This is a genomic window from Cellulomonas sp. URHE0023 (assembly GCF_000688475.1).
Lineage (GTDB): Bacteria > Actinomycetota > Actinomycetes > Actinomycetales > Cellulomonadaceae > Cellulomonas.
Genome location: NZ_JIAN01000009.1, coordinates 207774 through 230293 on the forward strand (window position 1 = coordinate 207774; position 22520 = coordinate 230293).

Annotated in this window: 19 protein-coding genes; 4 read left to right on the plus strand and 15 right to left on the minus strand. The window is 71.1% G+C overall.

The features are described 5' to 3' along the window. Nucleotides 1-80: 80 nt before the first annotated feature. The 12 genes from N553_RS23495 to N553_RS0117795 form a co-directional block, all read right to left on the minus strand. Complete coding sequence (locus N553_RS23495) at nucleotides 81-1334, minus strand: ROK family transcriptional regulator (protein ID WP_051640324.1); 1254 nt, start codon at nucleotides 1332-1334, stop codon at nucleotides 81-83. A gap of 51 nt (nucleotides 1335-1385) precedes the next feature. Further along, nucleotides 1386-2681, minus strand: a complete 1296-nt coding sequence (locus N553_RS0117745; RefSeq protein ID WP_081844745.1) for a sugar ABC transporter permease — start codon at nucleotides 2679-2681, stop codon at nucleotides 1386-1388. Further along, on the minus strand, nucleotides 2678-3526 hold the full coding sequence (locus N553_RS23500) for an ATP-binding cassette domain-containing protein (protein ID WP_051640325.1): 849 nt from the start codon (nucleotides 3524-3526) through the stop codon (nucleotides 2678-2680). Before N553_RS23500 ends, N553_RS0117745 begins: the two co-directional genes overlap by 4 nt. Before the next feature lie 145 nt (nucleotides 3527-3671). Next, a complete protein-coding gene (locus N553_RS0117755; protein ID WP_028047644.1) occupies nucleotides 3672-4796 on the minus strand; it encodes a sugar ABC transporter substrate-binding protein in 1125 nt (374 codons plus the stop codon). A 233-nt stretch (nucleotides 4797-5029) separates the two neighbouring features. After that, complete coding sequence (gene prfB / locus N553_RS0117760) at nucleotides 5030-6145, minus strand: peptide chain release factor 2 (protein WP_028047645.1); 1116 nt, start codon at nucleotides 6143-6145, stop codon at nucleotides 5030-5032. 92 nt (nucleotides 6146-6237) lie between these two features. After that, the gene (locus N553_RS0117765) at nucleotides 6238-6693 is read right to left on the minus strand and encodes a pilus assembly protein TadG-related protein (protein WP_028047646.1); all 456 of its coding nucleotides are present in this window, start codon (nucleotides 6691-6693) and stop codon (nucleotides 6238-6240) included. Continuing rightward, nucleotides 6690-7163 carry a hypothetical protein gene (locus N553_RS0117770; RefSeq protein ID WP_051640327.1) on the minus strand — a complete coding sequence of 158 codons (474 nt, stop codon included), beginning with the start codon at nucleotides 7161-7163 and terminating at the stop codon, nucleotides 6690-6692. The genes N553_RS0117765 and N553_RS0117770 overlap by 4 nt, the downstream gene beginning before the upstream one ends. Next, the gene (locus tag N553_RS25720; protein ID WP_369796722.1) at nucleotides 7160-7609 is read right to left on the minus strand and encodes a TadE family protein; all 450 of its coding nucleotides are present in this window, start codon (nucleotides 7607-7609) and stop codon (nucleotides 7160-7162) included. Before N553_RS25720 ends, N553_RS0117770 begins: the two co-directional genes overlap by 4 nt. After that, a complete protein-coding gene (locus tag N553_RS25725; RefSeq protein WP_051640328.1) occupies nucleotides 7540-7749 on the minus strand; it encodes a hypothetical protein in 210 nt (69 codons plus the stop codon). The genes N553_RS25720 and N553_RS25725 overlap by 70 nt, the downstream gene beginning before the upstream one ends. Nucleotides 7750-7815: 66 nt before the next feature. Further along, nucleotides 7816-8748, minus strand: a complete 933-nt coding sequence (locus tag N553_RS0117785) for a type II secretion system F family protein (protein WP_028047650.1) — start codon at nucleotides 8746-8748, stop codon at nucleotides 7816-7818. After that, complete coding sequence (locus N553_RS0117790) at nucleotides 8745-9608, minus strand: type II secretion system F family protein (RefSeq protein ID WP_028047651.1); 864 nt, start codon at nucleotides 9606-9608, stop codon at nucleotides 8745-8747. Before N553_RS0117790 ends, N553_RS0117785 begins: the two co-directional genes overlap by 4 nt. Next, a complete protein-coding gene (locus N553_RS0117795; RefSeq protein ID WP_028047652.1) occupies nucleotides 9608-10834 on the minus strand; it encodes a CpaF family protein in 1227 nt (408 codons plus the stop codon). Before N553_RS0117795 ends, N553_RS0117790 begins: the two co-directional genes overlap by 1 nt. A gap of 183 nt (nucleotides 10835-11017) precedes the next feature. Here N553_RS0117795 and N553_RS0117800 point away from each other — a divergent pair, with 183 nt between their 5' ends. Continuing rightward, a complete protein-coding gene (locus N553_RS0117800) occupies nucleotides 11018-11938 on the plus strand; it encodes an aldose 1-epimerase family protein (protein WP_028047653.1) in 921 nt (306 codons plus the stop codon). 51 nt (nucleotides 11939-11989) lie between these two features. Here N553_RS0117800 and N553_RS24500 read toward each other — a convergent pair whose 3' ends face one another. The 3 genes from N553_RS24500 to N553_RS0117815 form a co-directional block, all read right to left on the minus strand. Next, a complete protein-coding gene (locus N553_RS24500; protein ID WP_051640329.1) occupies nucleotides 11990-13756 on the minus strand; it encodes a M15 family metallopeptidase in 1767 nt (588 codons plus the stop codon). Between the two features lie 179 nt (nucleotides 13757-13935). After that, the gene (locus N553_RS0117810) at nucleotides 13936-14979 is read right to left on the minus strand and encodes a hemolysin family protein (protein ID WP_028047654.1); all 1044 of its coding nucleotides are present in this window, start codon (nucleotides 14977-14979) and stop codon (nucleotides 13936-13938) included. Further along, nucleotides 14976-16301 carry a hemolysin family protein gene (locus N553_RS0117815; RefSeq protein ID WP_028047655.1) on the minus strand — a complete coding sequence of 442 codons (1326 nt, stop codon included), beginning with the start codon at nucleotides 16299-16301 and terminating at the stop codon, nucleotides 14976-14978. Before N553_RS0117815 ends, N553_RS0117810 begins: the two co-directional genes overlap by 4 nt. Nucleotides 16302-16547: 246 nt before the next feature. Here N553_RS0117815 and N553_RS0117820 point away from each other — a divergent pair, with 246 nt between their 5' ends. The 3 genes from N553_RS0117820 (at nucleotide 16548) to N553_RS0117830 (ending at nucleotide 22481) form a co-directional block, all read left to right on the plus strand. Further along, nucleotides 16548-17327 (plus strand): response regulator transcription factor, encoded by a 780-nt coding sequence (locus N553_RS0117820; RefSeq protein ID WP_034623282.1) that lies wholly within the window; start codon nucleotides 16548-16550, stop codon nucleotides 17325-17327. Beyond that, nucleotides 17324-18394: a cell wall metabolism sensor histidine kinase WalK gene (locus N553_RS0117825; RefSeq protein WP_028047657.1), complete on the plus strand. Its 1071-nt coding sequence runs from the start codon at nucleotides 17324-17326 to the stop codon at nucleotides 18392-18394. The genes N553_RS0117820 and N553_RS0117825 overlap by 4 nt, the downstream gene beginning before the upstream one ends. Nucleotides 18395-18665: 271 nt before the next feature. Then, a complete protein-coding gene (locus tag N553_RS0117830) occupies nucleotides 18666-22481 on the plus strand; it encodes a multifunctional oxoglutarate decarboxylase/oxoglutarate dehydrogenase thiamine pyrophosphate-binding subunit/dihydrolipoyllysine-residue succinyltransferase subunit (RefSeq protein ID WP_028047658.1) in 3816 nt (1271 codons plus the stop codon). Nucleotides 22482-22520 lie beyond the last annotated feature (39 nt).

A 22520-nucleotide genomic window follows, 5' to 3' on the forward strand; every position in this document is an offset into this window, starting at 1 on the left:
CGCACCAGCCGGTGGTGACACGCCGACCAGTGCCTGTGAGAACCGGACACCGGGGCGAAATGCCCCAACTGTGGCCGTCGTCAGCTGCCGACGGCCCGGATCTGGTGCACCTCGCCCAGCTCCGTCGCGGTCGCGTCGGGCTGCTCGCGGAGTGCCTCGAGGGCACCCGCAGGGTCCTCCAGGACGTCCGCGAAGCCGACCTCGGCCGCGCCGACGAGCTGTGCGTCCGGACCGAGGTCCGAGCGGACCACGAGAGCCTGCTCGCGGTTGGGCCCGAGCGTTCGGGCGTACGACTGGACCAGCGTCGGCTCCATCGTCGGGTAGAGCGCACCGAGGGTTCCACCCAGCACGACGACCCGCGGGTTGAACAGGTTGACCAGGCTGGCGAGCCCGAGGCCGACCCACTCCCCCGTCTTGCGCACGCCCGCGATCGCGCGACGGTTGCCGATCGCGACGTCGCTGACCACGTCCTCGATGTCGGACTCGCGCGGGTCGCGACCGACCGAGCGGATGATCGCGGCGTCGCCGATCTCGGCCTCCCAGCACCCGCGCGCACCGCACGAGCACACGCGACCGCCCGGCTTCACGAGCAGGTGCCCGACCTCTCCGGCGTAGCCGCCGGAGCCCTTGAGCAACTCACCGTCGACCACGACACCGCCGCCGACGCCCGCTTCGCCACGCACGTAGAGCACGTCCTGCGAGCCGCGGGCCGCGCCGCGCAGGTACTCGGCGACCACGCCCAGGTCGCCGTCGTTGCCGATCGTGATCGGGAACTCGTCGCCCGTCGCCTCCCGGAGGAGCTCCGCGAGGTGCACCTCGTACCAGGCCAGCGGGGGTGAGCGGCGCACGAGCCCGTCAGGCTGACGCACGCTGCCGGGCACGGAGACCACCAGCCCCAGGCACATCGAGCCCGGGGTGGCCTTCGCCTGCATCTCCGTGGCGAGCGTCGCGATCAGGCTCACGACCCCCGACACGTCGTGCGGGGACGTGCTGTGCAGCCGCCGACGGACCTGCAGCAGGTAGCCGCCCAGGCCGACGCGCGCGGCGCCCACGCTCGACGCCGTGACGTCGAACGCGAGCACGTGAACACTGGTGCTGACCGGCTCGACGACGTTCGACGGCCGGCCCTTGCCCCGCACGACGCCGGGTCGCTCACGCACCAGCCCGAGCTTGACGAGCTCAGACGTGAGCGACCCGACGGTCGAGCGGTTGAACCCTGTGCTGGCCACCAGGTCCGACCGGGTGGCCGGTCCGTGGAAGTGCAGCAGCCGCAGGACGGCCGAGAGGTTGGCCCGCCGGACATCGTCCTGCGCGGAGGCATCGGCTCGCCGCACGGGCGGACCAGCACCTAGCCGCACGAGTGCCTCCCCCTGCTGTCAGTACCTCTAGCCTCTACCCGTCGACCGAGCCTGTCGCCGGGAGATCGCGTCCACCGCGGCGGCAGCCGCGAGCACGGCACCAGTGACAACGTACTTGACGCCCGAGGAGTACCCGAGCAGTGCCATCCCGTTGTCGATGACCGCGATGACCGCGGCACCGATGAGGGCGTCGATGATCCGGCCCTTGCCACCGAACAACGAGGTCCCGCCGATCACGGCCGCTCCGACCGCGTACAGCAGGACGTTCGAGCCACCGGCGTTCGGGTCCACCGAGGTGGCACGCGAGGCCGCGAAGATGCCGGCGATCGCGGCCAGCACCGAGCAGATCATGAAGCAGGCCATCCGCACACGGGCGACCTTGATACCCGCACGGCGCGTCGCCTCGGCGTTGCCACCGACTGCGTAGATGTGCCGGCCGAACGCGGTGCGCGTGAGCACGAAGCCGAGCACCAGCGCGAGCGTGACGATCACCGGGACGACGATCGGGACGCCGATGATCGAGGTGCGCAGCGGGTTGTTGCTCCGCTCCTGGTTCAGGATCGCGACCATGCCGAGCACCAGCAGACCGAGGGCGGAGATCTTGATGGCGATCACGCCGACCGGCGGGGCGAGCAGGCCGCGTCGGCGACGCAGCTGCCAGGTGCGCAGGCTCGACACGCCGTACGCGACGACGGCCAGGATCCCGATCGCCCAGCCGAGCAGCGGCGGGACGTTCTTGTTCTGGATCGCGACGATCACCGGGTCCGTGATCGAGATGTTGCCGCCCGTGCCGATGATCAGGAGCACGACACCTTGCAGGGCCAGGAACATCGCCAGGGTGACGATGAACGACGGGATGCCGAGCCGGGCGACGAGCGTGCCGTTGACCAGGCCGACCACCAGACCGGCGACGATCGCACCGCCGACGGACACGTACCAGGGGGCCCCCTGCTTGGTCAGCAGGGTGGCCAGCACGGCGCCGGCGACCCCGGACGTGAAGCCGGCCGACAGGTCGATCTCGCCCAGCAGGAGGACGAAGACCAGGCCCATGGCGATGGTCGCGACGACGGCACCCTGCTGGAACAGGTTGGCGATGTTCAGCGTCGACGGGAACGTGTTCGGCTTCATGATGACGAAGATCGCGAGGAGCACGAGCAGCGCGAGGATGGCCGGCAGCGACCCCATGTCACCGCCGCGCACCTTGCTCACGTAGTTGTTGACGGCCTCGCCGAACGTCGGCTGCTCCACCGAGCCGGCCAGGAGCGACGGCGCGGCGTCGTTGCGGTCGCTGCGCTCGCTGCGGGAGACAGTGGGGGTGCTCATGCGGGGGTGCTCCCGTTCGGTGCGTCGATGGTGGTCGAGGTCGTCGCAGCGGAGGCGCCCGCGACCGCCGGCGCGAGGGCGGCCGAGCCACTGGTGATGAGCTCGATGATCTCGCTGCGCGACGTGTCCTTGGCGCGCACCTGCGCGGCCGTCTGGCCCAGGTAGAGGACGTTGACGGAGTCCGCGACCTCGAGGACCTCGTTCATGTTGTGCGACACCAGCACCACGGCGAGGCCGGCGTCAGCCAGCCGACGGACCAGCTGCAGGACCTGCTCGGTCTGCGCGACACCGAGGGCGGCGGTGGGCTCGTCGAGGATGACGAGCTTGGAGTTCCACAGGACCGCTCGCGCGATGGCGACGGTCTGCCGCTGGCCGCCGGACAGGCTCGCGACGTGCTGGCGGATGGACCGGACGGTGCGGACGGACAGCGATGCGAGGACCTCGGCTGCGCGAGTCTCCATGGCCGACTCGTCCAGGCGGAAGCCCTTCTTGATCTCCCGCCCGAGGAACATGTTGTGCACGATGTCGAGGTTGTCGCAGAGCGCCAGGTCCTGGTAGACGACCTCGATCCCGAGCGCGCTCGAGTCGACCGGCGACGCGATGTGCGTCGGCTTGCCCTCGAAGAAGACTTCGCCCGCGTCGAACGGGAAGATCCCGGCGATCCCCTTGATCATGGTCGACTTGCCGGCGCCGTTGTCGCCGACGAGTGCCGTGACCTCACCGGCTCGGGCGACCAGGTCGACACCTCGCAGCGCGTGCACCGCGCCGAAGTTCTTGCGGCCGCCACGCACCTCCAGCGTCGGGGGCGGGGCCAGGTCGGGTGCGGCATGCGCTGCTTGGGTCATCGTCCACCTCGTCGTGTCACTCGGTTCACCCCGCACCGTCGCGGGTCTGTGCGGTCGTGCAGGCACCAGGCCGGGGCCGGTCGCTCACGCGGCCGGCCCCGCCTGTGCGCCGGGGTGGCCAGCATCGGCCACCCCGGCTCCGTGCTCAGGAGATGCCGGCCTCGGTGCACTTCTCGGCGTAGTCCGCCGTGCAGACCTTCTCCTTGGTGGTGTAGCCGTCAGCGATGACGTCCTTCACGTTGTCGAAGTAGATGGCCTGCGGGTCCAGCAGGACCGCGGCAACCTTCTTCTTCGACTCGCTGTCCTCGACGTCGCCCGTGGCGAGGCTCGAGGTGTCTTCACCCTTCGCGGCCGCGACGGCGAGCGCGCTGGCGGCGTCGGCCTCCTTCTTGACGGCCTTGTAGACGGTCATGCACTGGTCGCCCGCAAGGATGTTCTGCAGGCCCTGGTCCGTCGCATCCTGACCGGTCACCGGGACCGTGCCGTTGGCGCCGTTCTTCTTCAGGATGGCGATCGCGGCGTTGCCGAGACCGTCGTTGGCCGCGAGGACACCGTCGATCTTGCCGCCGGTCTCCGTGTACATCTGCTCGAAGATCGTGCCCGCCTGCTGGTTGTCCCAGTCGGGAACGGCCTGGTCGGCGACGCGCGTGTACTCGCCACCGTCCTCCTTGGCCTTGAGGGCCTTCTCGGCACCGGCCTTGAACAGCGTCGCGTTGTTGTCGGTCGGCGAGCCGTTCAGGTAGGCGATGTTCGCCGTCGACTTGCCGGCGTCGGTGAGGCACTTCTCGAGGCCCTCACCCTGGAGCTCGCCGACCTTGGTGTTGTCGAAGGAGACGTAGAAGTCCGCCCCGCCGCCCAGCGTGAGCCGGTCGTAGTCGATCGTCGCGATGCCCTGGGCCTGTGCCTTCTGCAGCACAGCCTTGCCGGAGCCCGAGTCCAGGTTGACGATCATGAGGACGTTGACGCCCTCGGTGATCATGCCGTCGGCGATCGTCTGGAACTGGGCCTTGTCGCCCTGCGCGTTCTGGATGTCGTAGTCCACGCCGGCAGCCTTGAAGGCTTCCTCGAGGTACTTCGCGTCCGCAGTCTCCCACCGGGCCGAAGACTTGGTGTCAGGCAGGATCACGCCAACCTTCGGCTTGGCTCCCGCGTCGCTCGAACCACTGCTTGCCGTGTCGTTGCTGCTCGGCTCGTCGCTGCTGCCACAACCGGCCAGCAGGAGTCCGGTGGCCATCACGGCCGCCGACGCCAGGATCATGCTCCGTCGCATTGTGCTCCCTCTCGTGACGACGCTCCGTTGCGCTCGTCTCCACCCGGCGCTTACGGGCGCTCGGACTATGTTGCGGGCGACAACATATGACCGGCGCGCGATCTGTCACAAGGTCAGAAAGGTCTTTCGTGGTCAAACCGTGACCTTGTCACTCTTCCGTGACCGGCCGGGCGGCGGGTTGTGTGCGCCGCTGCGCGACAATGTTCGATCCGGCAACAATCAGGTCTCGGCGGTCAGGACGCGGACTTCTCCGCCGAGCGCCGCCAGCGGATGCCCGCCTCGATGAAGTCGTCGATGTCACCGTCGAACACCGCAGCCGGGTTGCCCACCTCGTGCTCGGTGCGCAGGTCCTTGACCATCTGGTACGGCTGCAGGACGTACGACCGCATCTGGTCGCCCCAGCTCGCCTTCACGTCGCCGGCGAGCTCCTTCTTCTTCGCGTCCTGCTCGGCCTTCTTCACCAGCAGCAGCCTGGACTGCAGGACGCGCAGGGCGGCTGCGCGGTTCTGGATCTGCGACTTCTCGTTCTGCATCGAGACGACGATCCCGGTCGGGATGTGCGTCATGCGCACCGCCGAGTCGGTCGTGTTGACCGACTGGCCGCCCGGGCCCGACGACCGGAACACGTCGACCTTGATCTCGGACTCGGGGATGTCGATCGAGTCGTTCGACTCGATGAGCGGGATCACCTCGACGGCCGCGAAGCTCGTCTGGCGTCGGCCCTGGTTGTCGAACGGCGAGATGCGCACCAGCCGATGCGTGCCGGCCTCGACGGACAGGTTGCCGAACGCGTACGGCACCTTCACCTCGAAGGTCGCCGACTTCAGACCGGCCTCCTCCGCGTAGGAGGTGTCCAGCACCGTCGTCGGATAGCCGTGCCGCTCGGCCCAGCGCAGGTACATGCGCAGCAGCATCTCGGCGAAGTCGGCGGCGTCCACACCACCAGCACCCGACCGGATGGTGACTACAGCCTCGCGCTGGTCGTACTCCCCCGACAGCAGCGTGCGGACCTCGAGCTCGCCCAGGTCCTTCTTGATCTTGAGCAGGTCCGCCTCGGCCTCGGCCAGGGTGTCCTCGTCGTTCTCCTCGGTGGCCATCTCGACCAACGTCTCGAGGTCGTCGATGCGGCCGTCGAGCTTGCTCATGCGGTCCAGCTCGGCCTGCGTCGCAGACAGTGCGCTCGTGATCTTCTGCGCGGCGTCCGGGTCGTCCCACAGGTCGGGCGCGGACGCCTGCTCCGAGAGCTGCGCGACCTTCGCCTGGAGCGCCGTCGGGTCGCTCACCGCCTGGATGGTGCCGAGGGTGGTGCGCAAGTCATGGATCGCGGTGCTGAAGTCGGTGGTGGCCACAACCGTCCAGGCTACCGGAGCGGGGCACGACGCCGCCCCTGCGCTCGCCCACCGCCTGTGCGCTCATGCACCGCCCCTGCACTCCTGCACCCTCACGACGCTCGAGCGACCGACTCCGCCTCGAGCGCGATCCCGTCCTGCCACGGCGACAGCACCCAGCTGATCAGGACCGGGTGCGTCACCGCTCCCAGGTGGACGCGCGCGGACGCCCCGTCCGGCGTCGTCGCCGACAGCACGACGAGCTGGTCCCACTGCCCCGTGACGTCCGGGTTGTCACGCAGGTACTCCTCGATCCCCTGCCGCACCGCGGTGTCGGTCAGCGGCAGACCCGGCTGCTCGTCCGACCCGGGCGCGAAGTACCGGTCGCTCGCGACGGCGTCCGCCCCCTCGAGCGCCAGCACGTCCGCGAGCGCGAGGAGCCGCTTGCGCTCCAGGTGGACGTGGGCGGCCGAGGCCACGACCGTGACGAGGAGCAGCGCGACCACGACGAACCCGAGCGTCAGGATCATGATCTGGCCGTCGTCTGCCCCGGCGCGTGCCCGCCTCATCGGCGTGCCCGGTACGCGTCCACGGGTGCCACACGTTCCGCGCTCACCTGCACCTCGAGCGGTACGACGTGGCGCACGAACCCCGGGACGAACGGCAGCGGCACAGTGAGGTCGATGCGAGCGGAGACGTCACTACCCGGTTCCAGGCAGGGCGTCGACGAGCACCGCAGGGTCAGCGCGTCGATCGGGTCGTCCTCGAATCCCTGGTCGCGCAGCGCGATGCCCGCCGCGGCGCCCGCGGTCACCGTTCCTTCCTGGAAGGTGTCGGCGACGACGACCGCGCGGGCCGCCTCACGCGCCGCACCCTCGGCCGCGAACGACGCCGCCTCCAACCGGCCGAGCACCAGGACGAGGTAGACCAGCGGCACCATGAGCACGAGTGCCAGACCCAGGAACTCGACGACCGCGTTCCCGCTGTCGTCTCCCTGCCCTCGCGCCACCCGTCGGCCGAGGTCCAGAACCGTCCTCACGGGGTCTCCACCAGGGCATGACCGCGCACCGTGAGCGACCCCGCAGGACCGAGCAGCCCGAGCAGAGGCAGCGGAGCGACGACCTCCACCTCGATCTGGTCGAGCCCGTCGATACGCGTCGCCTTCGCCGTCACACCCTGCGCGTAGGAGCCGGCGAGCGACTGGCCGACCAGCTCGCGTGTGCGCGCGACGCCGTCGGCGGGTCCGTGGCCGGACTGCGCCGCGTACCTCGCCCCCTCGGACGCCGAGTCGATGAGCGTGTTCCGCACGTGCAGGACCAGCGTCAGCTGCACGACCCCGACGAAGAGCACGGTGACCAGCGCACCGACCAGCACGAAGTCGACGACCGCCGACCCGCGGTCAGCCCTGGAACCGGTCAGGGGCCCGTGACGCCCGAGATCGCGCTCTCGAACACGTCCGACAGGGTCGGCCCGGCGACGAGCCACAGCGCGGTGACCAGCCCGGCCGTCATGAGCGTGACGAGGACCCAGCCGGGCACGTCGCCTCGCTCGCGGTCCGCTCCTGCGACGCTCCCCAGCACAGCACCCATCAGACGGTGCGCCCGGCCCCCCGCGTTGGTCCTCATCCGTTGTCCTCTCGTCGATCTCGGCCCGCTGCGGCATCGCCGTGCGGATGTATTTGTCCGGACGGCTCACAGGCCGACCCGCAGCACCACCATGCTCGGGAAGACGGCGAAGACGACGGTGATCGGCAGGATCAGGAACACCACCGGCACCATCATCGCGACCTCCTTGCGACCGCCCGCCTCCATGAGCTCGCGACGTCCGACCTCTCGCACGTCCTGCGCCTGGGCGCGCAGGACGTCGGCCAAGGGCGTTCCGCGCTCCACCGCCACCGCGACGCCCTCCGCGAACCGGGCGAGCGGAGCCAACCCCGTCCGGTCCGCCAGCCCGTCGAGCGCAGCCGTGAGCGGTCTGCCCGCGCGCGCGGCGGCCAGCGTCCGCTCCAGCTCGCCGGTCAGCTCGCCGTGCGTGGTCCGGACGACGCGCTCCAGCGCCCCGATCGCCCCCTCCCCCGCACCGACCGCGAGCGCGAGGAGCTCGGCGACGGTCGGCAGCTCCGCCATCATCCGAGCCTCCCGGGCCTGGATCTCGCGCGAGAGCATCCAGTCGCGCAGCAGCACCCCGGACACACCGCAGACGGCGACGAGCAGCGCGAGGCCCACAGGGCTCCCGCCACGGATCGTCGCGATCGCGAGCGCGAGGGCGAGACCGGCCGCGAGCGACACGACCCCCCAGACGACCTGGCCGGCACGGAACTGCTCGACGGACTCCGCACGTCCAGCCCGCACGAGCCGACGACGCAGCTCGGCGGTGGGCGACCCGAGGCGGGTCACGAGCCGCACGGCATCGGACATCAGCGGCGACACGAGGCGTTCGATCGTCGCGAACGGGCCGCGGACCGTCGTCGGGGGCAGGAGTCCCGACGACGTGCGCTGCGCACGAAGGTAGGGCGCGAGCCGGTCGTCCAGGCTCACGCGCCGGGCGCGGAGCCGCGCGACCACGAGCAGCGCGCCGAGCCCTCCGAGCAGCCCGATCAGCGCACCCTGCACGACGGGGCTCATCGCAGCACCCGCGGATCGTCGGGAAGTCGGGCGATCCGGAGCATGAGCACGTAGGCCACGACCGTGCAGATGCCACCGCCCAGAAGGACCGCGACACCGGCCGGCGTGTTGTACGCAGCAGCCGCCACGCTTCGGGTGGAGAGCAGGGCCAGCACGATCCACGGTGCGGCGACCGCGAGGCGGGCTGCGTTGACGGTCCAGCTCTGGCGCGCCTCGAGCTCGCCGCGAGTGCGGATGTCCTCGCGAAGGAACGTCGCGAGCGTCCGCAGGAGCCGTCCGAGGTCGGTACCGCCGACGTCCCGGGTCACCCGCAGGGCCTCGATGATCCGGTCCGCGACCGGATCGGCGAGCCGGGCCTTGAGGGCGTCCAGGCAGTCACCGAACCTCCCCGTCGCGCGGTAGTCCTGCGCGAACGCGACGAACGCGGGCCGCAGCTCGACCGGCCCGCGCTCCCCGATCTGCGCGAGCGCCTCGGGCAGTGCCAGCCCGGCGCGGATGCCCGAGCCCATGTGGTCCACGACCTCGGGCCACAGCTGCCGCAACCGTGTCCGGCGACGCCGGGCGCGGCCCCGCACCAGCGCCCACGGTCCTCCGGCCGCGAACGCGGCGAAGCACAGCGCGATCGCCGGCGTGCGGGTGAGTGCCAGCGCGACGACGAGCACCAGGAGGGAGACGACGGCGCACGCAGCCACCAGACCACCCGGCGTCGCGCCGGCGACCCCCGCCTGCACCAGCATGTCCCGGGTCCTGGCGTGCCAGCCGTCCTGCTTCCGCATGCCGACACCGGCGGGCCGGTCCCAGAACGACCACCAGACGCAGGCCGTACCCGCACCCAGCAGGAGCCCGACCACGACACCCATCAGCCGCGCCCACGCAGGAGCGCCGCGAGGTCCGTGCCGGTCCGGGCGAACCGCTCGGCGTGCGGCGGGAACCCGTCTGCCCGCTGGAGGTGCCCGTTGCGTGACACGAAGACGTCGGCCGTCTCGACGATCCCCTGCTCGACGCGTCCGGGGACCGCGACGATCTCGCGCACCGCGCGCCGGCCGCCGGCGTCGACGTCGAGGTGCACCACGAGGTCGACCGCCGACGCGACAGTCGGCACGACGAAACGGTCCGAGATGTTCTCGCCCGCGAGCAGAGGCAGCGTGCAGAGCTTGACCAGAGCCTCGCGCGCCGAGTTGGCGTGGATCGTGCACATCGCGGGCACGCCGGCGTTCAGCGCGATGAGCAGGTCGAGCGCCTCGGCCTCACGGACCTCGCCCACCAGGAGGCGGCTGGGGCGCATGCGCAGCGCCTCCTTGACGAGGCGCCGCAGAGGGATCTCGCCCGTGCCCTCCAGGCTCGGTTGGCGGCACTGCATCGCCACCCAGTCGCGCGCCACGAGCCGGAGCTCGAAGACCTCTTCGCACGTGATGATCCGCTCACGCGCCGGGATCGCGCCCGCCAGAGCGTTGAGCATCGTCGTCTTGCCCGCCTGGGTGGCGCCGGACACCAGCACGTTCAGGCCCGCCCGAACAGCAGCCTGCAGGAAGGCGGCCGCGTGCGGCGTGACCGACCCCAGCGTCACGAGGTCGTCGAGGTTCGTCGCCCGCACCACGTACTTGCGGATGTTCACCGACCAGTGCTGGCGGGTGACGTCGGGGATCACGGCGTGCAGACGCTCACCGCCGGGCAGGGAGGCGTCCACGAACGGGCTGCTGAGGTCGAGCCGCCGTCCCGAGACCTTGAGCATCTGCTCGACGAGGTCCCGCACCTGCCAGTCGGTCAGGATCGTGGTGGTCAGCTCGGGTTCACCGCGGCGCGCGACGAACACCTGCGTCGGTCCGTTGATCCAGATCTCCTCGACCTCGGGGTCGTCGAGGTAGCGCTGCAGCGGGCCGAGCCCGGCCACGGCATCGAGCACCGCCTTGTGCGCGGCAGCAGGGTCGATCAGCGGCGGCACGGCACCGACCACGGATCGCTCGTCGTAGTCGGCGATCACGTCCGCTACCAGGGCCGCGACACCGGGCCGGTCCCGCGCGGGGTCCATTCCCCGGCGGCGGATGAGCTCCCGCACTTCGTTCTCGAGGATCGCCACACTGTCCAACGAGTGCCCCCTCGACGGCTGTCATCGTGCCCGGTTCGTCCGTCAATGTCCGACTGCACGAATGGCCGGAACGATAGGCGATCGAACGCGCATCGTGCAGCCGGCTGTCCACAGACGAGACTCGTTCACCCGTCCGAGGGCTGGGTGCTACGGGCGGGACCCGCGGCGCACTAGCGTGGCCCGGTGACTTCGACTCCACTGCCTCCCCTGCCGACCGGTCGCCAGCACGTCCTGGAGCTCGGCGACCAGCGCGCCGTCGTCGCTGCGGTCGGCGCCAGCCTGCGTGAGTACACGGTGGGCGGCCGAGATGTCGTCCTCCCCTACCCGCAGGACGCCATGGCCCCGGCGTTCTCGGGCACGGTGCTCGCGCCGTGGCCGAACCGGCTGCGCGACGGCCTGTACGAGTTCGAGGGCGTGACCTACGACGTACCGCTCAACGAGCACGACCGGCAGACCGCTCTGCACGGGCTCGTCGCGCACCAGACCTTCTCGACCGTCGACGCGGGCTCCGACTCGGTCACGCTCGAGCTCGTGGTCGTTCCCACGTCGGGCTACCCGTGGCCGGTTCGGCTGCGCGTCACGTACGCCCTGGCGAGCACCGGCCTGCGGGTGCAGACCGACGTCACCAACCTCGGCACGTCGACCGCCCCGTTCGGACTGGGTTTCCACCCGTGGCTGTCGCCCGGTGACGGTCCCGTCGACGAGGCGACGCTGCGTGTCGACGCCACGCGGCACGTCACGGTCGACACACGTCTGCTCCCCACCGGCTCGGAGGCCCTCGCGGGCCGGTTCGACCTGCGGTCAGCCACGCTGCTGCGCGGGATCGCGCTCGACGACGCCTGGCTCCAGCTGGTCCGCGACGAGGACGGGCTGAGCTGGGTGCACTTCGGGGGGTCGGACGGACGCACGGTGAGCATGTGGGCCGACGCGGGCTTCGAGGCGTGGCAGGTGTGCACCGGCGACTTCGTGGCCGCGATCAAGCGTCGTGGTGTGGCGGTCGAGCCGATGACGTGCATCGCCGACGCGTTCCGCACGGGCGAGAACCTGATCAGGCTCGCACCGGGCGAGAGCCGTGAGCTCACGTGGGGTCTGCAGCTGGTCTGACGGTGGGGCTCGACGGTCCGCGGGTGCGGGCCGTCGGCTCAGCCTCTCGGCTCAGCCGTCGTAGTACTCGCCGTCGCTCTTGACGCCCGAGACGTACTCCCAGTGCCAGCGCTCGTGCGGCCCGCTGCCACCGGGCTTGGCCCACTCGGGGTTGGCCCAGCCGTACGCGGGACCGTTCTCGTTGAGCCAGGCCCACTTCGCGCCGGACGTCTGGTCCTGGCACAGGTCGACCGCCAGGCCCCAGCCGTGGTTGCTCTTGCCGGGTGCAGCGGCGAGGCCACCCTTCTGCGCCTTGACGGCCCTCTGCTCGGCGAGCGTGCGGTAGCCGGAACTGAGGCACAGGTCGGTGCCGAACCGAGCGGCGAACGCCTGGTTGAACTCGGCCAGAGACACGGCGGCGTCGGCTCGCAGCTCGGTGTGGTTGTCCCACAAGACGCAGAGGTCGGCCTCCTTGAGCTGGCCGTTCTGGCCCGCCTCGCGCACCGAGCCCTCGCAGCCGGGAAGGCTCGAGCGGATGTCGTTGCGGCTCGCGCCCGTGGTGACCTCGCGCGCCGCCAGTGCCCCGTCGGCCGAGACGAGCGACGCGGGGGGGAGGACGGACAGGTCGGAACCGGCGAGCGCGGTGACCGTGCTGGGCAGCGTGGAGTCCGCGAGCGCGTCGGAGCCGTACGCGACGGGGGCAGGGATGACGCCCTGGCTCACGGGGACGATCACCGTGATGCCGGCAAGAACGCCGAGGACCCCGAGCCTCGCGGCGGCGCGGGTGGGCCGTCCCACGCGTCGTGCTGATGCGGTGTGGGTAGGGGTGGCGGCGACGGCGTCCTGGCTCGTCGCGACCGGTGCCGTCTCTGCCAGCTCCCACGGCTCCTGCTCGGCCGCTGGAATCGCAGGGACGATCGCAGTCTCGTCGGCGGCGCTCGTCGTCCAGACCACGCGCCTCGGCTGGTGGACGCGGTGCTCGGGCGACGCCGCAGTCGCGCGCTCCGGGGCCGCTTCGGCGGTCTGCGGCGCAACCTCGGTCTGCGGCGCGACGTCAGTCTGCGGCGCAATGGAGGTCTGCGGCGCGACGTCGGTCTGCGGCGCGATGGCGGGCACGGCCACGGCCGGGGCCTCGGGTACTCGGACGCGTGCGCCGTCCGGGACCGGCGCAGTGCGCGAGAGCAGGACGCTGGTCGGGCGGCCAGCCGTCGGGCGCGTCGGCTGAGGGGCGGGGGCGCTCGTTGACACGGCCGCGCTCGGGGTCACCCGGTCGGGCAGCGCCGGTACCGCGACCGACGACTGTGCCCGGGGGCGCGCGCGGCGCACGGGTGCGGCTGCGGGCTCCATGGAGCTCTGCGGGGCCCGCGCGTCGCGGCGTGAGGGAGAGCCGACCGCGGAGGGAGCCTCGGTCGCAGGCGTTACGGGAGACGGTGCGGGTGCCGCCGGGTCCACCGCGGCGGCGCGGGCAGCCCGTCGACCGGTCGCAGCGGGCTGGGACGTCTGTGGGGCGGGCGTCGGCTGCGGGCGCGTGGCGCGGGCCGGGGCGACACCGGTGGGCTCGCCCGACGGACGCGAGACGTACCGCTCGGCCTGGACGGGCGGGGTCTGCACGCCACGGGGGGCGGCGGCAGGCGTCGACTGCGGACCTGCGGCGGCGGCGAGACCGGTGCGCGGAGCGACGGCCGGTGTCGACCCGCTGCGCACGGACACGGGCGAGTGAGGATCCGGCCGCTTCAGGCCGGGCTGGGCCTCGGTCGGGGAGTCGGTGGTGCGCTCGGCCTCACGCAGTCGGCGGCGGGTCAGAGGGGCGGCCGACGGCTCGACGCTGTGCGATCCCACGACACCTCCTGTCCACCGTGCGTTGTCGTTCCGATCCGCAACGACGTCCCTGTTCGACCGCGGTCACGAAACCATAACGGGTGATTCCAGGGCATCCAAGTCCCTGGACGGGTGTCCAGACGAGGGATCGGGACAATCCGGTGCGACACGCGGGGAGACACGCCGACGAGGTGCCCAGATCAGCCCATCTGCTCGCGCTGCATCGCGTCACGGACCTCGCCGACGAGCTCCTCGAGGATGTCCTCCAGGAACACGACGCCCACGGTCGAGCCGGCTGCGTCCACACGCGCCACGTGCGAGCCGGAGCGCTGCATCGCGGCGAGCGCCTCCTCCACTTCATCTGCCGGACCGACGACGGCCAGCGGCCGGACACGCCACCCGGGGACGGGCCGCGACCGGTCGGCCCCATCGGCGTACAGGACGTCCTTGAGGTGGAGGTAGCCAGCCGGCACACCATCGACGCCGAGCACGGGGAACCGGCTGAACCCGGTCTTGGCCACGAGCCGCTCGATGTCCTCGGGTGTGCTGCCCGCCCCGACGGTGATCAGCTCGTCCGGGGCGATCATGACGTCGGCTGCCGTCCGGTCCGAGAACTCGATCGCGCCCGTGAGGAGGCCCTGCTCGTCGTCGAGAAGACCTTCGGCCTGCGACCGCTCGACGATCGAGTGCACCTCCTGTGCGGTGAACGCGGAGGCCACCTCGTCCTTGGGCTCGACGCCGAATGCACGCAGCACGTTGTTGGCGAGCCAGTTCAGCACGGTGATCACGGGCCGGACCACGCGGGCGATCCACACGAGCGGCGGTCCGAACCACAGGACAGCCCGGTCGGGACCGGCGACCGCGAGGTTCTTGGGCACCATCTCCCCGAGCACCACGTGCAGGTAGACGACGACCGCGAGCGCGACGAAGAACGAGATCACGTGCGTCATGTCGGCGCTGACACCCCACGACTCCAACGGCTCGGAGATCAGGTGAGCGATCGCCGGTTCGGCCACCACGCCCAGGCTGGTCGAGCACACGGTGATGCCGAGCTGTGCGCAGGCGAGCATGAGCGACACGTGCTCCATCGCCCACAGGACCGTTCCGGCGCGACGGTCGCCCGCGCGGGCCAGCGGCTCGATCGAGGACCGCCGGGCCGAGATGATCGCGAACTCGGCGCCGACGAAGAACGCGTTCGCCGCCAGCAGCAGTGCCACGAGGGTGAAGGCCACGCCGAGGCTCATCGTTCGTCGCCCTCGGTGTCGACGGGTGCGACCTCTCGGACGAGGACGCGCTCGACGCGACGTCCCGCCATCGCGTCGACGCGCAGCCGGACCTCGTCCACGACGATCTCGTCGCCCTCGACCGGGATACGGCCGAGGACGAACATGACGAGGCCGCCCAGCGTCTCGTACGGCCCGTCGGCGGGCACCTCGAGCCCCGTGGTCTCGGTCAGCTCGTCGGGCCGCAGGACGCCCGCGAGCAGCCAGGACCCGTCGGCAGTGCGGGCCGCGGGCGCGCGGCGCCGGTCGTGCTCGTCGGACACCTCCCCCACCAGCTCCTCGACGACGTCCTCGAGCGTGACGACGCCCGACGTGCCGCCGTACTCGTCGACCACGACGGCCATCTGGAGGCCCTGCTCGCGCAGCCCGACCAGGAGCGGACCGAGGTGGACCGTCTCGGGGACCTGCGGCGCGTCGACCATGAGAGCGCCGGCGGGCACGTCGGCGCGGCGCTCGTACGGCACGCTGATCGCCCGACGCAGGTGGACGAGCCCGACGATGTCGTCGCTGTCGTCACCGATCACCGGGAAGCGGGAGTGCCCGGTCTGACGGGCGAGCGCGATCACGTCGGCGGCGGAGTCGCCCCGCCCGACGACCACGAGCCGCAGCCGGTCCGTCATCACGTCGACCGCGGTGAGCTCCGTGAAGTCGATGGAGTTGGTCAGCAGCGTCGCGGTCGACTCGTCGAGCGTGCCGACCTCCGCCGAGCGGCGCACCAGCGCGGCAAGCTCCTGCGGCGACCGACCGCCGGACAGCTCCTCGCGAGGCTCGACGCCCACCCGGCGCAGCAGCGTGTTCGCGCTCCCGTTGAAGAACATGATGAGCGGCCGCAGCGCGCTCGTGAACGCGCGCTGCAGCGGTGCGACCGCGCGCGCGGTCGCCAAGGGCCGGCTGATGGCGAGGTTCTTCGGGATCAGCTCCCCCACGACCATGGAGAAGCCGTTCACGAGCACGATCGCGACGAGTGCCGCGACCACCGCCCCGGCCACCTCACCGAGCGCCGAGTCCTCGAGCGGCCCGCGCAGCAGCCGCACAACCGCGGGCTGTGTGGTGTAGCCGAGCAGGACCGTGGTGAGCGTGATGCCGACCTGAGCGCCCGACAGCTCGGTCGACAGCCGGCGCAGGGCCTTGAGGACGGACTGGGAGCGACGGTCGTCGGGGGACGTCTGCTTCTCGACGACGCCCGGGTCGAGCGTGACGAGGGAGAACTCGCTGGCGACGAACACCGCAGTACCGAGCGTGAGCGGCACGCCGAGAGCGACGAGGAGCCACTCGGCGCTCACGCGCTCACCCCCGGACGACGCGCGACGCCGACCCGCGGGTCGGCGTCGGAGGGGCCGTTCAAACGACACAGAAGGTGGCCGGCAAGGTCTTCGTCGGGTCTGACCCGATGGAGACGCCGGCAGCTACTTGAGCTGCTCATGGTGCGCCACATCATACGGGCGGCTGCCCGTGCACGGCAGCGTGGGGACGGCACCGAACGGCGAGGTGGACGCGTCATTCACCATGCCGTGTGCCACGCTGGCGGCATGGCGAACGTGAACGGCGGGCCGACGACGGCACCCGGCAGCGAGACCACCACGACCGTCCTGGTCGTGGAGGACGAGCCCGCGATCGCGCAGGCGATCGTGCACCGGCTCTCGGCGGAGGGCTGGATCGTCGAGTCGGCGGGTGACGGTCTGGCGGGCGTAGCGGCGGCGAGCCGGATCCGCCCCGACGTGGTGGTGCTCGACGTGATGCTGCCCGGCATCGACGGGCTGGAGGTGTGCCGACGGATCCAGGCGGAGCGACCGGTCCCGGTCCTGATGCTCACGGCACGCGACGACGAGACCGACATGCTGATCGGCCTGGGCGTCGGTGCGGACGACTACATGACCAAGCCCTTCTCGATGCGCGAGCTGGTCGCGCGGACCAAGGCGCTCCTGCGCCGCACCGAGCGGGCAGCGCGCGCGGTCGAGATCGCGGCGGCCGAGCAGCCCGACCCGCCGCTGGTGTTCGGCGACGTCACCGTGGACCGCGCCCAGCGGCGTGTCATGCGCGGCGAGACCGAGGTGCACCTGACGCCGACGGAGTTCGACCTGCTGCTCGCCCTCGCAGCCTCGCCGCGCACCGTCCTGACCCGCGAGCGGCTGCTCGCGGAGGTGTGGGACTGGGTCGACGCCAGCGGGACGCGCACGGTCGACTCGCACATCAAGGCGCTGCGCCGCAAGCTCGGACCGGACCTGATCCGCACGGTGCACGGCGTCGGATACGCGTTCGAGCCGATCGACGGCAGCGCGACGGGCGACCCGGCGACGCAGGGCGCGTGAACGCACCGCGACACGCACGAGGCGAGGGCGGCAGGTCGCGGATCCGCGACGTCCGACCGCTCGACCGGTTCCGCTCGATCAAGATCAAGCTGGGGGTGCTGGTCGCCGCCACCGTCACGCTCGCGGCGTTCATCACCTGGATCGGCCTGACCTACTTCACGCTCGGACCCTCTCGGACGCTGCCGCTCGCGATCATCGTCTCCCTCGTCGTGACGCAGGTCCTGGCTCGTGGGATGACCTCGCCGTTGCGGGAGATGACCCAGGCGGCACGGCGGATGGCGTCGGGCGACTACAGCCAACGCGTGCGCGCGACGAGCATGGATGAGGTCGGTCAGCTGGCGAGCGCCTTCAACACCATGTCCGACGACCTCGAGCAGGCCGACACGTTCCGTCGGGAGCTGGTCGCCAACGTCTCCCACGAGCTGCGCACCCCGGTGACGGCTCTGCAGGCGCAGCTGGAGAACATCGTCGACGGGGTGAGCGAGGCGGACCCGGCGACGATGCAGGCCGCCCTCGCACAGACCGAGCGGCTCGGCCGGCTGGTGACCTACCTGCTCGACCTGTCCCGGCTGGAGGCCGGGGACGTCACCCTCCAGGTCACCGACCTGCGTCTGCACGACTTCCTGCTGGAGGCTGCCGACGGTGCGATGCTCGTCGGAGCGGCCAAGCACCTGCGGTTCCCGGTGCGGGTCGTCCCGGAGGACCTCACGGTCCCGGCCGACCCGGACCGGCTGCACCAGGTCGTCGCCAACCTGCTCCACAACGCGGTGCGGCACTCGCCCGTCGACGACGAGGTCCGGCTCGAGGCGTCCGTCGTGGGGGGCGAGGTGCGCATCGACGTCGTCGACCACGGACCCGGCATCGCACGCGACCAGCGGGCCCACGTGTTCGAGCGGTTCGTGCGGGGGAACAGCCCGGCGCTGACGGGTCAGGGGTCGACGGGCGGGACCGGTCTGGGGCTCGCGATCGTGCGCTGGGCGGTCGATCTGCACGGCGGGCGCATCGAGGTCGCGGACTCCGACGTGGGCTGCATCATGCGCGTCACGCTGCCCTCGAAGCAGGGGTGAGTCCGCCCGGTTCGCCGGTTCGCGCGCTCGAGGAGAAGCATGACCTGGCAGGGCCGCCGACAACCTCGCCTTGAGGTCCCCCGAACTGCCTCGTTGCCCCGCGTTGACCCGGCTGTGTCAGCGAGGTGAAGACGGGTGTGGATCCGGTCCCCAGAGGGGTCCTGAGGCAGGCCGGGGGGCCTCCAGGCCGTAGTGTTGTCATCAACAGAAGTAGCACCTGAAACCAGCAGAGTCGCGGTCTCAGACCGCAGCGGAAGTGGGCGATCCCAGCGTGACCCAGAAGGCCGATCCGGACTCAGCGCGCGCCGTCTTCGGTGCGAACGAGTGGCTCGTCGACGAGCTGTACGAGCAGTACCTGAAGGACAAGAACGCGGTCGACCCCGCGTGGTGGGACTTCTTCGAGGGCTACAAGCCCGACGAGGCCACCACGAACGGCGCGTCCACCTCGCCGACGACGAACGGCTCTCCCGCGCGTCCAGGTGCCGCCAACGGCACAGCTGGCTCCGCCGCCCCGGAGGTTCGGGCACCTGCCACGGCCCAGTCGACCCCGCTCGTGGCGCCGGCGCCCATCCCGCCGTCGCGACCGCAGGGCGCCCACGCCGCACCCGCCCCGTTCGTCGAGCCGCCGACGACGACCTCCCCGATCGCCACCGCCCAGCCGTCGACGGCTCCGTACGCGCAGGTCGCCCAGCGCGCCCAGCAGGAGGACGGGACCGTCACCGAGGCCGCTGACGACATCCAGAAGCTGCGGGGGCCCGCCGCTCGCGTCGTCACCAACATGGAGGCGTCGCTCGAGGTCCCGACCGCGACCTCCGTGCGGGCCGTTCCCGCGAAGCTGATGGTCGACAACCGGATCGTCATCAACAACCACCTGGCCCGGGGACGCGGCGGGAAGATCTCCTTCACGCACCTCATCGGCTACGCGATGGTCGAGGCGCTGGCCGAGATGCCGGCGATGAACGCCTCCTACACGCTGGCCGACGACAAGCCGAGCATCCTGACGCCCGCGCACGTGAACGTGGGCATCGCGATCGACCTTGCGAAGCCCGACGGCACCCGCCAGCTGCTCGTCCCGTCGATCAAGAAGTCCGAGACCCTCGACTTCGCCGGCTTCTGGACCGCGTACGAGGACGTGGTGCGCCGTGCCCGCGCGAACAAGCTGACCGTCGACGACTTCGCCGGCACGACGATCTCGCTGACCAATCCGGGCACCATCGGCACGGTCCACTCGGTCCCCCGCCTGATGCAGGGTCAGGGCACCATCGTCGGCGTCGGCGCGATGGACTACCCGGCGGAGTTCGCCGGCACGTCCGAGGAGGCGCTGAACAAGATCGGCGTGTCCAAGGTCCTGACGCTCACCTCGACGTACGACCACCGCATCATCCAGGGAGCCCAGTCCGGCGACTTCCTGCGGATCATTGGCCGCAAGCTGCTGGGCGAGGACGGGTTCTACGACCGCGTGTTCGCCGCGCTGCGCGTCCCGTACGAGCCCGTGCGCTGGGTCCGCGAGTCGAACGACCCCGACGGGGAGGCGATCAAGCCCGCCCGCATCGCGGAGCTGATCCACGCCTACCGCTCGCGCGGCCACCTCATGGCCGACACCGACCCGCTGGCCTACCGGCAGCGCAAGCACCCCGACCTGGACGTGCAGACGCACGGCCTGACCCTGTGGGACCTCGACCGCACGTTCCCGACGGGCGGGTTCACCGGGAAGCCGCGGGCCAAGCTCCGCGACGTGCTCGGCCTGCTGCGCGACTCGTACTGCCGGACCGTGGGCATCGAGTACATGCACCTGCAGGACCCGCGGCAGCGCCGCTGGCTGCAGGAGCGGCTCGAGTCCGGGTACAGCCGCACGCCCCGCGAGGACCAGCTGCGCATCCTTCGCCGGCTCAACGCCGCCGAGGCGTTCGAGACGTTCCTGCAGACCAAGTACGTCGGCCAGAAGCGGTTCTCGCTCGAAGGCGGCGAGTCCGTGATCGCGCTCCTGGACGCGATCTTGTCGAAGGCCGCGAACAACGGTCTCGACGAGGTCGGCATCGGCATGGCCCACCGCGGCCGCCTGAACATCCTGGCCAACATCGCCGGCAAGTCCTACGGCCAGATCTTCCGTGAGTTCGAGGGCAACCAGGACCCCAAGTCGGTCCAGGGCTCGGGCGACGTGAAGTACCACCTGGGCACGGAGGGCACGTTCACCGCCGAGTCCGGCGCGACGACGTCGGTCTACCTCGCCGCCAACCCGTCGCACCTCGAGGCCGTGAACCCGGTGCTCGAAGGGATCGTCCGCGCCAAGCAGGACCGCATCGACCTCGGTGGCGACGGCTTCTCGGTGCTGCCGATCCTCATCCACGGCGACGCCGCGTTCGCGGGGCAGGGTGTCGTGTTCGAGACGCTGAACCTGGCGCAGCTGCGCGGATACCGCACCGGCGGCACGATCCACGTGATCATCAACAACCAGGTGGGCTTCACCACCGGTCCGTCGTCGTCGCGCTCCTCGCAGTACGCGACCGACGTGGCCAAGGGCCTGCAGGTGCCGGTCTTCCACGTGAACGGCGACGACCCCGAGGCGTGTGTCCGGATCGCCGAGCTCGCGTTCGAGTACCGCGAGCAGTTCGACCGCGACGTCATCATCGACATGGTCTGCTACCGCCGCCGCGGTCACAACGAGGGCGACGACCCGTCGATGACGCAGCCGCTCATGTACAACCTGATCGAGGCCAAGCGCTCGGTGCGCAAGCTCTACACCGAGACGCTGGTCGCTCGCGGAGACCTCACGATCTCCGACGCGGAGCAGGCGCTGCAGGACTACCAGAACCAGCTCGAGCGCGTGTTCGCCGAGACGCGGGACGACGGCTACGCGCCGCCCGCCGAGGCGGTCAAGGGCCTGGAGCGTCCGGAGTCGCAGCTCGAGGACGCCGGTGTGATGGTCGGGTGGAAGACCGCGGTCGACGCCGGGACGTTGGAGCGCATCGGTCGGGCGCACGTGCGTCCGCCCGAGGGCTTCACGGTCCACCCGAAGCTCGCCCAGCTGCTCTCCAAGCGCGAGCAGATGGCCCGTGAGGGCGGGATCGACTGGGGGTTCGGGGAGCTGCTCGCCTTCGGGTCGCTCCTCCTGGAGGGCACCCCCGTCCGGCTCGCCGGACAGGACTCGCGTCGAGGGACCTTCGTGCAGCGTCACGCGGTCATGCACGACCGCGAGACGGGCGCCGAGTGGACGCCGTTGCTGTACCTGTCGGCCGACCAGGCCAAGTTCTGGGTCTACGACTCGTCGCTGTCGGAGTACGCGTGCCTCGGCTTCGAGTACGGCTACTCGGTGGAGCGTCCCGACGCGCTGGTCCTCTGGGAGGCCCAGTTCGGTGACTTCGTGAACGGCGCTCAGACGATCATCGACGAGTTCATCTCGTCGGCCGAGCAGAAGTGGGCGCAGAGCTCGTCGGTCGTGCTGCTGCTGCCGCACGGGTACGAGGGTCAGGGACCCGACCACTCCTCGGCTCGCATCGAGCGGTTCCTGCAGCTCGCCGCCGAGGACAACATGGTCATCGCGCAGCCGTCGACCCCCGCGTCGCACTTCCACCTGCTGCGCCGTCAGGCGTACGACCGCCCGCGCAAGCCGCTGGTCGTCTTCACGCCGAAGTCGATGCTGCGGCTGAAGGCCGGCGCGTCGGCCATCGAGGACTTCACGTCCGGGACGTTCCGGACCGTGATCGGCGACGACCTCGCCGCCGCGAAGGCCGGCCAGGTCGACCGCGTGCTGCTGTGCTCGGGCAAGGTCTACTGGGACCTTCTCGCGGAGCGCGTGAAGTCGGGCGACGAGCGCACCGCGATCGTCCGGTTCGAGCAGCTGTACCCGCTCGACGCCGCGGCCGCCCAGGCTGCGATCGCTCCCTTCGAGAACGCCGAGCTGGTCTGGGTGCAGGACGAGCCCGGCAACCAGGGGCCCTGGACGTTCCTGTCCATGCACCTGCCCCAGCTGCTCGGTCGCACCCTGCGTGTCATCTCGCGCAAGGAGTCGGCGTCACCGGCCGCGGGATCGGCCAAGAAGCACCAGGCCCAGCAGGCCACCCTGGTGGAGACCGCGTTCCGACGCTGACCACCGCTCGACGAAGGCCGCGCCCCTCCGGGCGCGGCC

Bases quoted from the DNA above. Each gene is read 5' to 3' on its own strand.
- N553_RS0117745 (WP_081844745.1), bottom strand. From the start codon at position 2,681: ATGAGCACCCCCACTGTCTCCCGCAGCGAGCGCAGCGACCGCAACGAC.
- N553_RS23500 (WP_051640325.1), bottom strand. From the start codon at position 3,526: ATGACCCAAGCAGCGCATGCCGCACCCGACCTGGCCCCGCCCCCGACG.
- N553_RS0117755 (WP_028047644.1), bottom strand. From the start codon at position 4,796: ATGCGACGGAGCATGATCCTGGCGTCGGCGGCCGTGATGGCCACCGGA.
- N553_RS0117765 (WP_028047646.1), bottom strand. From the start codon at position 6,693: ATGAGGCGGGCACGCGCCGGGGCAGACGACGGCCAGATCATGATCCTG.
- N553_RS25725 (WP_051640328.1), bottom strand. From the start codon at position 7,749: ATGAGGACCAACGCGGGGGGCCGGGCGCACCGTCTGATGGGTGCTGTG.
- N553_RS0117785 (WP_028047650.1), bottom strand. From the start codon at position 8,748: ATGAGCCCCGTCGTGCAGGGTGCGCTGATCGGGCTGCTCGGAGGGCTC.
- N553_RS0117790 (WP_028047651.1), bottom strand. From the start codon at position 9,608: ATGGGTGTCGTGGTCGGGCTCCTGCTGGGTGCGGGTACGGCCTGCGTC.
- N553_RS0117810 (WP_028047654.1), bottom strand. From the start codon at position 14,979: ATGAGCCTCGGCGTGGCCTTCACCCTCGTGGCACTGCTGCTGGCGGCG.
- N553_RS0117820 (WP_034623282.1), top strand. From the start codon at position 16,548: ATGGCGAACGTGAACGGCGGGCCGACGACGGCACCCGGCAGCGAGACC.